This is a genomic window from Paenibacillus sp. FSL R5-0912 (assembly GCF_000758605.1).
GTDB lineage: Bacteria > Bacillota > Bacilli > Paenibacillales > Paenibacillaceae > Paenibacillus_AQ.
The window spans coordinates 6,677,535-6,692,431 of the sequence record NZ_CP009282.1 but is presented as its reverse complement, the minus strand read 5'-3'; the positions used below and the strand labels follow the sequence as shown (position 1 = coordinate 6,692,431).

At 53.4% G+C, this 14,897-nt stretch carries 12 protein-coding genes; 8 read left to right on the top strand and 4 right to left on the bottom strand.

Annotated features, from left to right (window positions below; all coding sequences use genetic code 11):
- Positions 1–24: 24 nt before the first annotated feature.
- Positions 25–1,368 (bottom strand): UbiD family decarboxylase, encoded by a 1,344-nt coding sequence (locus R50912_RS28200; RefSeq protein ID WP_042239642.1) that lies wholly within the window; start codon positions 1,366–1,368, stop codon positions 25–27.
- Positions 1,369–1,662: 294 nt separating this feature from the next.
- Positions 1,663–2,418, bottom strand: coding sequence for a helix-turn-helix domain-containing protein (locus R50912_RS28195; RefSeq protein WP_042239640.1), 756 nt, complete (start codon positions 2,416–2,418; stop codon positions 1,663–1,665).
- A 326-nt stretch (positions 2,419–2,744) separates the two neighbouring features.
- On the opposite strand from R50912_RS28195, the gene R50912_RS28190 reads away from it, so the two are divergent.
- The 6 genes from R50912_RS28190 to R50912_RS28165 all read left to right on the top strand — a co-directional run bounded on the left by R50912_RS28190 (position 2,745) and on the right by R50912_RS28165 (position 9,999).
- Positions 2,745–3,881 carry a BMP family ABC transporter substrate-binding protein gene (locus R50912_RS28190; RefSeq protein WP_042239639.1) on the top strand — a complete coding sequence of 379 codons (1,137 nt, stop codon included), beginning with the start codon at positions 2,745–2,747 and terminating at the stop codon, positions 3,879–3,881.
- A 132-nt stretch (positions 3,882–4,013) separates the two neighbouring features.
- Positions 4,014–5,576 carry an ABC transporter ATP-binding protein gene (locus R50912_RS28185; RefSeq protein ID WP_042239637.1) on the top strand — a complete coding sequence of 521 codons (1,563 nt, stop codon included), beginning with the start codon at positions 4,014–4,016 and terminating at the stop codon, positions 5,574–5,576.
- Positions 5,569–6,615 (top strand): ABC transporter permease, encoded by a 1,047-nt coding sequence (locus tag R50912_RS28180; RefSeq protein ID WP_042239635.1) that lies wholly within the window; start codon positions 5,569–5,571, stop codon positions 6,613–6,615. The genes R50912_RS28185 and R50912_RS28180 overlap by 8 nt, the downstream gene beginning before the upstream one ends.
- Positions 6,612–7,550, top strand: a complete 939-nt coding sequence (locus R50912_RS28175) for an ABC transporter permease (RefSeq protein WP_042239634.1) — start codon at positions 6,612–6,614, stop codon at positions 7,548–7,550. The genes R50912_RS28180 and R50912_RS28175 overlap by 4 nt, the downstream gene beginning before the upstream one ends.
- Before the next feature lie 97 nt (positions 7,551–7,647).
- On the top strand, positions 7,648–8,604 hold the full coding sequence (locus R50912_RS28170; protein ID WP_042239632.1) for a nucleoside hydrolase: 957 nt from the start codon (positions 7,648–7,650) through the stop codon (positions 8,602–8,604).
- A gap of 3 nt (positions 8,605–8,607) precedes the next feature.
- Positions 8,608–9,999, top strand: a complete 1,392-nt coding sequence (locus R50912_RS28165; protein WP_042239630.1) for an ADP-ribosylglycohydrolase family protein — start codon at positions 8,608–8,610, stop codon at positions 9,997–9,999.
- Between the two features lie 104 nt (positions 10,000–10,103).
- Here the strand turns inward: R50912_RS28165 and R50912_RS28160 are convergent, their stop codons facing one another.
- Both R50912_RS28160 and R50912_RS28155 read right to left on the bottom strand, forming a co-directional pair.
- A complete protein-coding gene (locus R50912_RS28160) occupies positions 10,104–10,658 on the bottom strand; it encodes a UbiX family flavin prenyltransferase (protein WP_042239629.1) in 555 nt (184 codons plus the stop codon).
- Positions 10,659–10,865: 207 nt separating this feature from the next.
- The gene (locus R50912_RS28155; RefSeq protein ID WP_042239628.1) at positions 10,866–11,216 is read right to left on the bottom strand and encodes a hypothetical protein; all 351 of its coding nucleotides are present in this window, start codon (positions 11,214–11,216) and stop codon (positions 10,866–10,868) included.
- Positions 11,217–11,427: 211 nt separating this feature from the next.
- Here R50912_RS28155 and R50912_RS28150 point away from each other — a divergent pair, with 211 nt between their 5' ends.
- Complete coding sequence (locus R50912_RS28150) at positions 11,428–12,969, top strand: response regulator (protein ID WP_042239626.1); 1,542 nt, start codon at positions 11,428–11,430, stop codon at positions 12,967–12,969.
- Positions 12,970–13,077: 108 nt separating this feature from the next.
- Positions 13,078–14,895: a sensor histidine kinase gene (locus R50912_RS28145; RefSeq protein WP_042239624.1), complete on the top strand. Its 1,818-nt coding sequence runs from the start codon at positions 13,078–13,080 to the stop codon at positions 14,893–14,895.
- Positions 14,896–14,897 lie beyond the last annotated feature (2 nt).

Here is a 14,897-nt window from a genome sequence, read left to right as displayed (position 1 = left end):
TATCCATGGATCCGGCTTCATCGTCTATAAATAACTCGCCAGTTCAATTTCCTCCTGGCCGGGGATGGAGGTCCGCCGGTAATGCTCCGCTTCAGCCAGCGGGAAGGTGGCGTCGATGCCCATTTTGGCGGTGACGCCGCGCAGGTTGTGCGAGGGCTCAAGCGGAGAACCCTTTGTTCCAGTGACAATGAAGGTGTCCAGGTCAGCCTGGACACGGGTGGCGATCGCCCACTCCACATCAAGCGGGTCCAGCAGGTTGACGTCCTCGTCGACAACGACCACATGCTTGAGGTCCTTGTCGCTGGCGAAGGCGGCGAGCAGGGCGGTTTTGCCGTCGCCCTCCTGTACCTTTCGGATACGGATGACCGCATGGTAGCGCCCGACGCCGCCCATAGTGATATGAACGTCTGTAACACCGGGGACGACCTGGCGGACGGAGCCCAGCAGGGCAATCTCGCGTGCAATGGCCATCGGCAGCTTCTCTTCGTAGCTGGCCGGGAGGATGGTCTGCCAGACCGGATTGTTCCGGTAGGTGACAGCGGAGAATTCGACGACCGGCTGCTCGGTGCGCGGGCCGTAGTAACCGCCGAGTTCGCCGAACGGACCCTCCGGTTCGCGGACCCGGGGAAGAATCCGGCCCTCGAACACAACCTCGGCTTCTGCCAGGACTTCAAGATCGATCGTCTTGCAGCGGACGACCGCAAGCGGCTGGCCGAGCAGGGCAGAGGCGACCTCCAGCTTATCGGCATGGAACAGGTGGGTGCTGACCTGGGAAGCCAGCACGACGGCCGGGACGATGCCGAACATGAATGCCGCCTCCATCGGCTCGCCGCGTTCCTCGAATTCCCTGTACTGCTGGAATAATTCAGGGGAGGAGATCAGGATGCTGGTCCGGTTGCCGTCCAGCAGCTGCATCCGCCGGATGGAGGTGTAGCGCTTCTGCCCGTCCGCGCCTTTGACGACCATCACCCCGGAGACATAATAAGCTCCGCTGTCCAAGGCGTTATAGGTGCAGACCGGAAACAGCTCCCGCAGATTAATCCGGCTCGTAATGACGTTGTCGTGTACCGGAGCCTGCTCCTGGTTCTTCGTAGGCAACGGATGAACAACGGCCTCGATCAGCCGTGGCAGCAAGTCTTCCGGCTGCATGCCCATACTCTCGGCGAGCAGCTCTTTGGAGCCGCCAAGACCGGCTGCCATCGGGACGGAATAGCCTTTTACCTTCTGGAAGACCATAGGCTGTCTGCCCTTCACGGCCTTAATCACGGCCCCAAGCTCAAACTTGGGGTCCACCTCCTTGCGGACCTTCAGCAGTCTGCCGCTGCGTTCCCAGTGCTCCAGCAATTGCCGCATATTCATGAATGCCATCCAGGCTGCACCTCCTTCACCTCGTTCATTGTTGAACTGCTCGCCGTTGTAAGCTTCAGCGGGCCTTGACTCGCGCACCTTCCAAAAAAGGGAATAAAAAAAGAAGCCGCAGACATAGAGAAAAAAGATTCTCTAAATCGCGGCTTCCTTCATTCTGTGAACAGAAATGGGGCAAACCTTATATTGGGGCAGCGGATCTGGATATAATCGGGATCAGCCGGTATAAGTCATCATCACGTAAGCTTAAGTTCCATTATAGTGAAAAAAAGCAAAAAGTAAATGACTAATGTTATATTACATGACCTTACTTCTGATGCGGAAGGTTCGCGGGGAGAGTCCGCTCTCTCTTTTGAACATATTGCAGAATTGGGCATCATTGACGAATCCGGCAGCGGAAGAGACCTCGGAAATATGCATTTGGGTATGCAGCAGCAGAGATTTGGCATAATCCAGGCGCTTCAGTACAAGATAACGGTGCGGGGAATGTCCAAATCTTTCCTTGAACAGATGCCGGAAGCGGTCGTAGCTATAACCGGACATTTCTGCCAGAGAGGACACGGAGAGCTTATGGCGGTAATGCTCATTCATATAATTCAGCACATACTGCATCTGATCCTCTGCCGGGGAATGGAAATCCGAGGCGGCGAGCAGCCGCTGCAGATACACGGTAATTTCGCTCATTTGCAGATTCAGCAGCTCGGCGAACCCGTCACGCTTGCGCTTGAATTCTGCATTCATCCGCTGCAGGGTCTGCAGTACGGTATGTTCCTTATCATCGTCAAAAACGCCGGATAGCGTATTGATAATCGGATTGCCGCAGTGGAAGCCGACGAACAGCACCTCCGGGCTGGGCTGATGATTCTCGTCATGCTTGAAACCCGCCGGAATCAGGCCAAAGGTGAAGGGCCGGAAATGATAGCTGCGCGGTCCAATGCTGCAGGTCCCATGACCATGGATATAATACACAAGCTCGAAACATTCATGCTGATGCGGGGGGATATACGTATTTGCTTCATGCTCTGCATTTACAATATATAGAACACGGTCCATGATGAGCCTCCATTTATCGTCATTTAGCCGAATCGTACAAAAAGATGACCGAAAATATATAAATATTTATCTTTTCTTTTGTTATGATCTTATCAATTAAACCGAAGATTCTCAACTGGACTGGCCATCTTGTTCGGATTTATGCGGTTTTTTTGAGAAATGTAACATGTAATGTTTGTTTTTCAAAGTAAATTGCTTGTTTTCAGAATTTCAACAGTCTTTTATTCATGCTGCCCGATGCTATCCGTCAGACAAAACGTGTAATTGGAACTTTATGCTATTTTATGAGCGTTGATCTATTACAAACAGGGGTGTGAACTTAGAAAATGAAAAAGAATATACTCGCTTTATTACTGATGACGGTTATGGTACTGGTCACTGCATGCGGAAACAACACGTCAGGTAATGGAAATACGGTCAACTCCGGAACGAATGCTGAAGGCGGAGAGGCGGCTGCAGGGGACAAGCTCAAGGTTGTGCTGCTTATTCCGGGAACGCTAGGCGACAAGTCGTTTTTTGATGCGGCGAACAGCGGCCTGCAAAAAGTGAAGGACGAGCTCGGCGCGGAAACGAAAGTGGTTGAAATGGGCGCCGACAAGACGAAGTGGGAACCAACTTTTAATGATATCGCTGCCGAAGATTGGGATGTTGTCATCTCGGGCGGCTCGGAAATCACGGAAATGTTCAATGCAACAGCAGAGGCGAATCCGGATAAAAAATTCATCAACTATGATACGGACATCGAGGAAGCACCTGAAAATATGTACAACATGTCCTATTCGACCAATGAGGTCTCATTCCTGGCAGGGGCGGCAGCGGCACTTGCTACCCAGTCTGATATGCCAAACGCCAACCCGGAGAACGTAATCGGCTTCCTGGGCGGGATGGATATTCCCGGCATTAATGCCTTTCTGGTGGGTTACATCCAGGGGGCGCAGTATGTTGATCCTGATGTGAAGGTAGCGGTATCCTATGCCGGAGATTTCGTGAACCCTGCCAAAGGCAAGGAATTATCGCTGATCCAGTACAATTCTGGTGTGGATATTATTTTCAACGTAGCCGGCGGTACGGGACTGGGAATCTTTGATGCAGCCAAGGAAAAGACAAAGTATGCCATCGGTGTCGATTCCGACCAGGCGATGCTGCTGAAAGATACCGATAGTGAGAAGGCAAACCTGATTGTCACTTCCGCGATTAAAAAGATCGATATGGCTATCCTCGGCGCAGTGAAAAAACTGCAGGACGGGACGCTTGAGATGGGCAAACGCGATGTGCTCGGTTTCGTTGAAGACGGCGTAGGGATTGCAGAGAATGACATATACAAAGACGTATTCCCGGCAGATCTGCAGGCCAAGGTGGAAGAAGTGAAGCAGAAGCTGATTAACAAGGAAATTACGGTCGACAATGCAATGGGCATGGAAACCTCTGAAGTCGAAGCGATCCGCAATGCCGTGAAGCCTTAAGACGATTGATCAAAGATAGCTTTATATAATGAAATTGGCTTATGCAGCTCTGCAGTTGGAGGCTCTTCCCTTGGGGAGAACTCCAGCTGCCTATTTTTGCAGACCACCCAAGTTGAAAGGCGTTGATGACCCATGGCAAATGCTCTGCTGGAAATGCGGGGAATCACCAAAGTATACCCGAACGGCGTTGTTGCCAATAAGGATGTCGAATTCTCCCTGCGGGAGGGCGAAATCCATGCGATTGCGGGTGAGAACGGAGCCGGGAAATCGACTCTGATGAAGATCATGTTCGGCATGGAGGAGCCGAGTGAAGGCGCGGTCTATATCCGGGGAGAACAAGTGAAGCTGCAGTCCCCGCAGGACGCAATTGACCGCGGCATCGGCATGGTTCATCAGCATTTCATGCTGGTGCCTTCTTTTACTGTGGCCGAAAATATGGTGCTGGGCATGGAGCCGCGAAAAGGTGTGGGCTTCAATGCTGGCGAAGCGGTGCGTCTGACGGAGGAAACGGCGCGCAAATATAACCTCTCGGTAAACGCCAGGGCTAAGGTGGAGGATCTGTCGGTCGGCATGAAGCAGAAGGTGGAAATTCTGAAGGCGCTGGTTCGCGGGGCCAAAATCCTCATCCTCGACGAGCCGACCGCTGTGCTGACTCCGCAGGAGACAGAGGAGCTGTTCCGCGAGCTTCAGCAGCTGAAGGAGCAGGGGCACACGATTGTGTTCATCTCGCACAAACTGAAGGAGGTCAAAGCAATATGTGACCGGATCACCATCATGCGAGGCGGCAGAAGCGAAGGGGTCTTCGAGACCCGCGAGGTGACAGAGCAGGAAATATCACGGCTGATGGTCGGCCGGGATGTTGTACTGAAGTACGACAAGAGCACTATCCCACATGGCAAGCCGGTGCTTACGGTGGATGGGCTGAGTGTATCCGACAGTCTGGGCAAAGCACTCCTCGCAGAGATTAGCTTCTCGGTCCGTGAAGGACAGATTGTCGGCATTGCCGGTGTTGAGGGGAACGGACAGACGCAGCTGATTGAAGCGCTGACCGGCGGTCTGCGCGGCGTCTCCGGCAGTGGGGCGGTAAGTGTAAAAGGGACGGATATCCGCGGGCTGGATATTCTGGGCATCCGCAGCCTGGGCGTATCTTATATCCCGGAGGACCGGATGCGGCAGGGCTCCGCCGGAGAAGCCAGTATTGCCGACAACCTGATCTCTACGCGGTACCGTTCGAAGGACATGAATAAGGGGCTTTTTCTCCACAGCTCCAGAATTGCTGCTCTGGCGTCTTCGCTGGTGGAAGAATTCAAAGTGCGCTGCTCCGGTCCTCAGCAGCCGATCGGCATGCTGTCGGGCGGGAATATGCAGAAGGTAGTCGTTGCAAGAGAGTGCTCTACGAATCCGCAGCTGCTGATCGCCGAGCAGCCGACACGGGGTGTCGATATCGGTGCTGCACAATTCATCCATCAGAAGCTGCTGGAGCTGCGCTCGGACAAATGCGCCATAGTTCTGGTATCTGCCGATCTGAATGAAATTCTGGAGCTGAGCGACAGTCTCCTTGTGATGTACGAGGGGCAGATCGTTGCGTATTTCGATAATCCTTCTGCCGTGAGTGAGGAAGAGCTGGGACTCTATATGCTGGGCATTAACCGGCAGGACAAAGAGCAGACCGGGAGGGCATTAAATCATGTTTAGAGCAAAATACTTTGAGGCGGTCCGGACGGCAGCGGTTATTGTCATTGCGCTGATTATCGCATTCCTGATCATCTCGCTGGTCAGTGACCAGCCGCTCAAGACGATTGGCATTTTCCTGCTGGAGCCGTTCTCCACCAAGGGGCATATCGGCAATGTCATTGAGATGGCCATTCCGCTGATGTTCACCGGCCTTGCCGTCTCGCTGCTGTTCCGGGCCAATATGTTCAACCTGGGGGCAGAGGGAATCTTTTATTTCTCCGGTGTCGTGGCCTCTGTACTAGCGATTCATCTCAGCCTGAACAGTTGGCTGCATCCGTTGGTGGCGATATTAGCAGGTTCTATCACAGGGGCGCTGCTGTCAGCCATTCCCGGAATTCTCAAAGCGAAGTGGAACGCCAATGAACTGGTGACTTCGCTGATGTTCAATAATATCCTGTTCGGAGTGGGGCTATACCTGCTGAACTATCATCTGCGGGATGCCAAGGCCTTCGCCAACGTCTCGTTTAAATTCGAGAAAACTGCGCAGCTGAGCAAGCTTTTTGCAGGCACACGGATTCATACCGGACTTATTATTGTATTGGTGCTGATTGTACTGGCCCATCTGTTCCTCTACCGGACCAAATGGGGCTATGAGCTGCGGATGACAGGCGTCAACCGGGAGTTTGCCCGGTACTCTGGCATGAAGACTGCCAAGGTTATCATTCTCGTGCATCTGATCGCCGGGTTTATTGCCGGGATGGGCGGCTCGGTGGAAGTACTCGGGATGTACAGCCGCTTTCAGTGGACGTCTTTGCCGGGCTACGGCCTCGATGGTGCCCTGGTGGCGATGCTGGCCAAGAACAATCCGCTGTCTGTCATTGTCTCTGCGCTCTTCCTGGCCTATATCCGTATTGGAGCCGATCTGATGGCGCGGCTGTCCGACGTACCCTCCGAGATGATCTCGATCATTCAGGCTGTGATTATCCTGCTGATTTCGGCTGAGCAGTTCCTCAAGTTCTGGAAGAACCGCATGCTGCTGAAGGAGGCGAAGGAAGCATGAACAGTCTGCTGGATGTCATTCTGACGACGGATTTTGCCTTCTCTGTACTGCGTGTGACCACACCTATCCTGTTCGCTGCACTGGGAGCACTCATCTCGAACCGTGCCGGAATCATCAACATCGGGATGGAAGGGATTATGCTGGTCTCGGCTCTGGCCGGTGTTATTGTCAGCGCCTATACGCATAGCGCCTGGGTCGGGCTGCTGGGTGCGGTATTGTCGGGAACGCTGATTGCCGGGATTTTGGCCTTTTTCACCTTGAAATTCAAGACGCATATCATTCTAGGCGGTGTGGCGATTAATATGTTCGCCTCAGGCGGAACGGTGTTTATTCTGTATCTGCTCAGCGGGGACAAGGGTTCATCGACCTCCCTGGCGAGTAAAGTGCTGCCGAGTGTGCAGATTCCGCTGCTGAAGGATATTCCGGTGCTAGGTCCGATTCTGTCGGGACACCACATTCTGACCTACTTCTCGATTCTGTCTGTGCTTGTGGTCTATTATCTGCTGAACCGCACCCCGCTGGGGCTGCGTATCCGCTCGGTAGGCGAGAATCCGCATGCGGCCCAGTCGGTTGGAGTCAGCGTGGTCCGGATCCAGTACACGGCGCTGCTGCTCAGCGGCTTCTTCGCCAGTCTGGGCGGAGCCTACATGTCGATGGGCTATTTGTCGCTGTTTACCCGTGATATGGTGGCCGGCCGGGGCTGGATTGCGATTGCTGCAGAATCCATGGGCCGGAGCACCACCGTAGGAACAGCGCTGACCTCGCTGCTCTTCGGCGCCGCCGATGCGCTCTCCAATGCCCTGCAGGTGCTGAAGATTCCGGCGGAGCTGATCGCTACGCTTCCTTACGTGGCGACGGTAGTGGGGCTGATTATATACGCGGTCTCGGAGACCCGGAAGAAGAACAAGAAGCTTAAGACTACTACGACCAAATAGTTGAGGCTATGAGGGCAGCCTAGTTACTATCAACCACAATAGGAGCAGTTTCAATTTCGTTTTAGATTAGAAATCAACTTACAAGGGAGCGACAACGATGCCAACACCTATCATAATCGACTGCGATCCGGGGCATGATGACGCGATTGCCATTCTGCTTGCGCTGGCTCATCCCGGGCAGCTGGAGATCCGGGGCATTACCACGGTTGGTGGCAACCAGGTTCTGGATAAAATCACCGATAATGCACTCAAGGTGCTCAGCTTTGTAAATGCCGATATTCCCGTTGCCAAAGGAGCGGCGGCACCGCTGCTCGGCAAGCTGGTAACCGGAGAAGCAGCACATGGGGAGTCCGGCATGGATGGCCCCGCGCTTCCGGCGAGCCGCTTCAAGCCGGTGGAACAGGGAGCGGTAGAATTCATGCTGGATATTATACGGTCTTCTGAAGAGAAGATTACCCTGGTGCCTACAGCCCCGCTGACGAACATCGCCCTCCTGATTACTGCTTATCCGGAAGTGAAGGACAGAATTGAGAAGATCTCCCTGATGGGAGGCGGGCTCGCCTATGGCAATGTGACCCGGACGGCGGAGTTCAACATATATGTCGACCCGGAGGCGGCACGGATTGTCTTTGAATCCGGAATTCCCATTGTAATGAGCGGACTGGATGTAACGGATAAGGCGGCGATATTTGAAGAGGAGATTCAGGAGCTGAAAACCCGTGGACCCGTATCCGTAATGGTCGGAGAGCTGCTGGATTTCTATTCGATCTACGGCAAAAAGATGGGTTATATCGGCAATGCGCTGCATGACCCGTGCGCGATTGCCTGGCTGCTGCATCCGGAGCTCTTCGAATCGGAGCATCTGCATGTAACAGTGGAAACCGAAGGGAAGCTGACCCGGGGGATGACTGTAGCTGACCGGCGCAAGAAGCCGGAGCAGCCTGCCAATACAGAGGTGCTGCTCGGTGTAGACCGTGAAGCTTTTATCAAGCTGCTGTTTGATTCACTGGAGCGGTTAGACCGCGGGTCCCTGCCTGCGGCGGGAGAATTGTAGCGGATGGCAGGCTGGGAACGCCTGCAGGAGACGGTGCGGCTGGAGCTGCAGCAGCGGATAGAGGAAGGCTGCCAGCCAGGGAGTCTGGCAGAGAAGCTGGCTGCTGCCGGAAGTGATGAGGGCAAGCTCATGGAGGTATACCGGGAGCTGATGGCCCTTCCGGTGGGCGCCGACTTTCCTTACGAGGAGCCTTCGGATCTGGCATCGATCAGACGGCTGCGCCCCGGAGGTCCGCGTAAGCTTGCGGTGAATTGGACACCGGAAGAGTGGAGGGACAGGTTCTATGGAGCCTGGCTTGGCCGGAGTGTAGGCTGCGCGCTGGGCAAGCCGCTGGAGTATTGGGATTATCTGTACGGAAAGGACGGCCGTACCGGCTGGGAGAACATCGAGCTGTGGTTCCGCGGTGCCGATGCCTGGCCGATTACAGGGTATACACCTGAGTACTCTACGGCACAGGCTGAATACGGCCTGGGCTTGAGCGACTGGTCCTTCACCAGTACACGCGAGAAGATCAGCTACATGGAGAGTGACGACGATATCCGTTATACCGTCCTTGGCCTGATGCTGCTGGAGCAAAAGGGGCTGGACTGGGACTCCTGGGATATCGGCAAGCTGTGGCACGGGCATCTGACCTACAGCCAGGTATGTACAGCAGAAACACAGGCCTATATGAACTTTGCCGGCGAAACCTCCCATCTGCACGGTGAGAAGCCGGAGGATTGGCCGCTGCGGCAGGAGCGGGTGCGCATGCATCTGAATCCGTACCGGGAATGGATCGGGGCGGCCATCCGTGCGGACGCCTTGGCCTATGGCGCGGCCGGGAACCCCGAGCTTGCGGCGGAGCTGGGCTGGCGGGATGCCTCCTTCTCCCATGTGAAGAACGGGATCTACGGCGAAATGTTCAATGCTGCAATGATCTCTGCTGCGTTCGCGGGCCTGGATAATGAAGAGATTGTAGAGATTGGGCTGAGCGAGATACCGCAGACCAGCAGGCTGACCCGGGATGTGCGGCGGGGTATGGAGATCGCACAGCAGGCAGGCAGTGAGCGCGAGCTGGTTAGCACACTATGGAACGAGTTCAGCCATTATGACCCGGTGCATACCAATAACAACGCCGCTATCGTTGCAGCTTCGCTTATATACGGCGGCAATGACTTCGAGAAAGCCGTGGTTACCTCTGTCTCTGCCGGGATGGATACAGACTGCAACGGTGCCACAGTCGGCTCCATTATGGGAGCGAAGCTGGGCGCAGCCCGGCTTCCCGCCAGTTGGACCGCACCGCTGAATGATCTGCTGTACGCGGATCTGCCGGGCTTCCACCCGATTGCGATTTCGGAGGTTGCCGAGCGGAGCTATCAGGTGTTCCTGAAGATCCGGGCAGAGCTGGGAGAATAGGATTATTTCTTACAATATTGTATCTCAAAAAAACAGGGAAGCCCGCAGCCATGCCACACAGGCTGCGGGCTTCCCTGTTTCGGCAGAAGGCCAGCACAGCCCTCCTAAGCTTCCCCCCAGCGCTTCATCAGCTGATGATCAATCCCCAGCGCGTCTAGAACACGGGCATTCATGAAGTTCACCAGCTCCCAGATCTCGGTCGGATGATTGTAAAAGCCCGGCGAAGCGGGCATGATATCCGCTCCCGCCCGGGCAATCCGCACCATATTCTCCAGATGAATCAGATGGAGCGGGGTTTCGCGCGGAACGATAAGCAGCCGCCGCTTCTCCTTGAGCACCACACTGGCTGCCCGGCTAAGCAGTGTATCCCCCATGCCGTTAGCGATAGCTCCCAGCGTATTCATTGAACAGGGAATAATCACCATCCCATCTGTCTTGAAGGAGCCGCTGGCTACAGGAGCGAACAGATCTGTATTGGACAGCACAGTGGCATATCCGGCCAATTCCTGCATATCCGCACCACACTCGTATTTCATCACATTCTCTCCGGCACCTGTGGCGATGACATAGGTTTCGATCCCAAGCCGGTGCAGGCTGCGGATCAGGGAGTAGGCGTAAATGGAGCCGCTGGCTCCGGTAATGCCGACAATAATTTTCATGGCGTATGCTCCTTTGAAATGAAAAGAAGCCGCTGAAATAGAGGGGATCCTCTAATCAACGGCTTCCTTCAGTCTGTAAACAGAAATCTGGCGAGCCATAGGCGTAGTCAGCGCATCAGGATACAATCCGGATGCAGCCGGTTATAGGATAAGAAGGTACATGCTTCGCTTCATCGAAGCCAAAGCCCCACTTTGTGGGGGATCTTGTTATTCACTGATAATGATCGTGCTGGCCCACCCTGTGCCCGGATCATAATCCCGGAGTACACCGGTGACAGGCAAATCCAGCTCATCGGCTAGCTTCTTCCGGAAGATCCGCTTGAACTCCTGATGGAGCGCAGCATCCACCGACTGCTTCAGCTCGGGATAGTTCTCTTCCAGTGCCCGCAGCGCAGTTACCCGCTGATGCTTCACCAGAAAGAGGATCATCGATTCGCCGGCGGCATCAATTCTCAGCTGTGTGACACCTACCCCATACAGTTCCCTATGCACTTCATTGTAGCAGCGGGAGAGGCGCTTCTTGAATTCATTGGAGGATAGAAGACTGTTTACCGTCAAGCATATCACTTCCCTGTGTGAGATAATGCCGGATAATCAATAAAATTAACCCTAATTATAGAGAATATCCGCAAAAAGTAAATGATCAATGTTACTTTATATGACTCCGGTATCTGATTAAGTTGTAATTCACATCATTGAACTTGTATGTTAGCATTATTTGTAATTCATTTACTGACAAAATTTAGATTCGGGGATTGGAGCGAGGCTCATGCTGAAAGTCATGATTGTTGACGATGAACCGTGGGTGCTTGAAGGACTTAGGACGATGGTCGACTGGGAGAAATCCGGTTACAAAGTATGCGCCGAAGCGCTTAGCGCTGTGGAGGCCCTCCGGTTAATTCAGGAGCATAAGCCGGACCTGCTGCTTACGGATATCAACCTTCCCGTAATGAACGGACTCGAGCTGATTGCTGCCGTGAAGGAAGTGATGGACCACCCGCCCAGATTCGTTATTCTGAGCGGATATGACGACTTCAACTATGCCCGAACTGCGCTGCGCCAGAAGGTGGATGGCTATCTGCTGAAGCCGGTCGATGATGAAGAGATCGGGACGCTGCTCTTGAAGATCAAAGCCATCATCCAAAATGAAATCGCTTCCAGAAGTGAGAACCGCAAGAAGCAGAACTTCCTGGTCCATAATCTGATCAACCGGTTCATTCAGGGGGAATGGAGCGAAGAGCTGGAGCGCGCAGCGGATAGGCTGATGGATCTTCAGCCTGAGACAGAGCTGCAGTGTATCCTTACTGCTGCTGTATCAAGCACAATAAGCCTGAATGAAGGGGATGGGGAAGGATTCCCGGGTGAGCTTGGCTATGTCTTTCAGGACCCAGCGGGCAGGCCGGGTCTTATTGTGCGGTGTGCGGGGATGTCCTCCGAAGCCATTGAGGCAGCCGCCGCCCAGGTGCAGAGGGCACAGTCGGAGAAGCTTGGCGTACCTGTGGCCGTACTGATCAGCGGCAAGCGGAGAGGGGCGGGCTCTATCCAGGAACTGTACACACAGAGCCTTGAGGTCTGGGGATTGAAGTGCCGCCGGGAGAAGGGGGGGATCTTCTACTATAATGACCTGGGAGCAAAGGGCCAGTCCCTGGAATTAGCTGAAGGGCACTTCACCTGTGTGCTGGAGAAGGTCAAGGCAGGCGAGACTGGGCAGATTCAGAGTTGTGTCAGGGAAGCATTCGCTGCCATTACGGCCAAGCCGCTGAGGATTGATGCAGCCCAGGCCGAGGTGGCCCATCTGGAGATGACCTTATGCCGGAGCATCGCAGAAATGCAGGGAGATCCCGACCGAATCATGAATGCGATGCGGACGGAGTATGGCGATCTGGGCGGACTCGCCGATTATTACAGGCTGAGTCTGTATGTGGACAAGCTCTGCCTGCAGGCAGCGGCTTATCTGGCTGAATTACGGGCGGATAATGAGGGGGATACGATCTATAATGTCATTCAGTACGTGGATCTTGAATTCCGGAGTAAGCTGCAGCTTCAGGATATTGCCAAACAGTTTCATATGAATTCGGCTTATTTGGGCCAACTGTTCCGTAAGGAAACGGGCCGGAGCTTCAGCGATTATCTGAATGAGAAACGAATTGAAGCGGCCAAGAGCCTGCTTAAGCGCACCCAGCTCAAGATATCGGATATCGCACTGCAGGTGGGCTTTTCGAATACGGATTATTTTATCGACAAGTTCAAGGGGAGGGTTGGGTCTTCACCTTCAGTCTACAAGAATGCCAATAAGAACAAGCAGCTATGAGATAACCCCACAAAGTGGGGCTTTGGCTTCGAAGGTTACTCAGGTACTTTGCGGGGACCCCGAGATCTTATAAATTTTATAATGATAAGAAAGCCGGGTGCATAAGGCATGTGGAGAAAAAGATTCAAATTCACGACGATTGTTAACGATATCCCGCTCAATTACAAGTTCTACCTGATTTATATTGTCGGTGTACTCCTGCCTATCATGGTGCTTAATCTTGTATTTCTGGACCGCATTACGGATCTTATCAAATCCAGAGAACAGCAGAATCTGGAGATTTCTCTGGAACGGGCGCGTAAGGATATTCTTGATTTCATCGAAGGGGGGGTCTCCGTCGGTTATGCATTGTCTACGGATAAGAATCTGTACGAGATGCTGGAACGCACCTACACGGACTCCATAGAATTCTATAGTATGTTCGACGAACAGCTGAGGGACCGGATGAACAGCTACATGCCTGTTAACAACCAGTTGGAGCGGATTAGCATTTACACGGACAACCGCACCATTGTATCCGGCGGGAATTATCAGGTCATGAATGACAAGGTGTGGGCCAGCGATTGGTATAGACAGGCGAAGAATGCGAGTACCCAGGTGTTTGTTACCGCCTACCGGACGAGTGAGAATAAGAATCTGGCATCGTCAATCCCTACGCTAAGTGTAGTTCAAACGATGGATAATTACAGAAACTTGAATAAGTATGAGAAAGTGCTGCGCATTGATCTGGATCTTAATGAGATCTACGACATTATTGTCCGGGAGAAGGATTACTTAAGTCTCTACCTCATCAATGAGCAGAACAAGATTGTCATGTCAGCGGACAGCGGCTATCAGCGGCTCACCAAAGAGCCCTATCCTGTATTCAATCAGCTGGGTAGCGGTCAAGAGGAGGATGTTCAGATAGTACCTGTAGGCACGGCTAACTATCTCAAAGGCTGGAGAATTGCCGGGATCACCCAGGGTGAGCGGATTTCTAAAGCGATTCTGGATATACGTCTGTACGCGGCTGTGCTGGCAACAACGCTTACGCTGCTGACCAGCGGGTTCATCTATATTATGCTGCGCTCTTACAATTACCGGGTGAAACGCCTGTCCCGCCATATGCAAAAGGTGTCTAACGAGAAGTTTGAGCTGATCACCATCGATGAGGGGCGGGATGAGATTGGCGGCTTAATTCACAATTTCAACCGGATGACCTCCAGAATCCACTCGCTGATCAACGATGTGTATAAGCTGGAGATCCAGAGCAAGAATCTGGAGATGGAGCGCGTCAGGGCGGAGCTGAACTTCCTGCAGAGCCAGATGAACCCCCATTTTCTGTTCAATACGCTGAATGCGATTCTGGTGGTCTGCACCAAGAATAAATATTCCGATGTTACGGATATTGTGAAAAGCCTGTCGAAGCTGCTGCGCAGGCTGCTCAGCTGGAAGGAAGACCTGGTGTCGGTGCAGGAGGAGATCACATTCATCGAGATGTATCTCAAAATTGAGAAATTCAGGTTCAGGGATAAATTCGACTATGTGTTTGAGATTGATGAGCAGTCACTGAAATATAAAATTCCGAAGCTGAGCATGCAGCCGCTGGTCGAGAACTCCTGTAAGCATGGATTGCAGACGATTGAAGGGCTTGGCATTATCCGGGTGAGCACGGCAGTGCTGGATAACCGGCTGCAGATTAGCGTATCGGATAACGGCAAAGGCATAGAGCCGGATAAGCTTAAAGAGCTGCTGTATGCCATCCGCAAGGAGGACTCCTCCGGGACCAATATCGGAATCCGCAACGTCTACCGCAGGCTTGAACTATATTATGCCGATCAGGTGCGCTTCGAGATATCCAGCACACCGGGTCTGGGGACCTTGGTCACCTTCGGCATTCCGCTCAGGCTGCTGGAGTTGAATCATCCCTTGGAAGGCGAGGTGTAACC

Excerpts from the sequence above, each read along its gene's own strand:
- R50912_RS28200 (WP_042239642.1), bottom strand. The coding sequence starts at position 1,368 with ATGGCATTCATGAATATGCGGCAATTGCTGGAGCACTGGGAACGCAGC.
- R50912_RS28195 (WP_042239640.1), bottom strand. The coding sequence starts at position 2,418 with ATGGACCGTGTTCTATATATTGTAAATGCAGAGCATGAAGCAAATACG.
- R50912_RS28190 (WP_042239639.1), top strand. The coding sequence starts at position 2,745 with ATGAAAAAGAATATACTCGCTTTATTACTGATGACGGTTATGGTACTG.
- R50912_RS28185 (WP_042239637.1), top strand. The coding sequence starts at position 4,014 with ATGGCAAATGCTCTGCTGGAAATGCGGGGAATCACCAAAGTATACCCG.
- R50912_RS28180 (WP_042239635.1), top strand. The coding sequence starts at position 5,569 with ATGTTTAGAGCAAAATACTTTGAGGCGGTCCGGACGGCAGCGGTTATT.
- R50912_RS28175 (WP_042239634.1), top strand. The coding sequence starts at position 6,612 with ATGAACAGTCTGCTGGATGTCATTCTGACGACGGATTTTGCCTTCTCT.
- R50912_RS28170 (WP_042239632.1), top strand. The coding sequence starts at position 7,648 with ATGCCAACACCTATCATAATCGACTGCGATCCGGGGCATGATGACGCG.
- R50912_RS28165 (WP_042239630.1), top strand. The coding sequence starts at position 8,608 with ATGGCAGGCTGGGAACGCCTGCAGGAGACGGTGCGGCTGGAGCTGCAG.
- R50912_RS28160 (WP_042239629.1), bottom strand. The coding sequence starts at position 10,658 with ATGAAAATTATTGTCGGCATTACCGGAGCCAGCGGCTCCATTTACGCC.
- R50912_RS28150 (WP_042239626.1), top strand. The coding sequence starts at position 11,428 with ATGCTGAAAGTCATGATTGTTGACGATGAACCGTGGGTGCTTGAAGGA.
- R50912_RS28145 (WP_042239624.1), top strand. The coding sequence starts at position 13,078 with ATGTGGAGAAAAAGATTCAAATTCACGACGATTGTTAACGATATCCCG.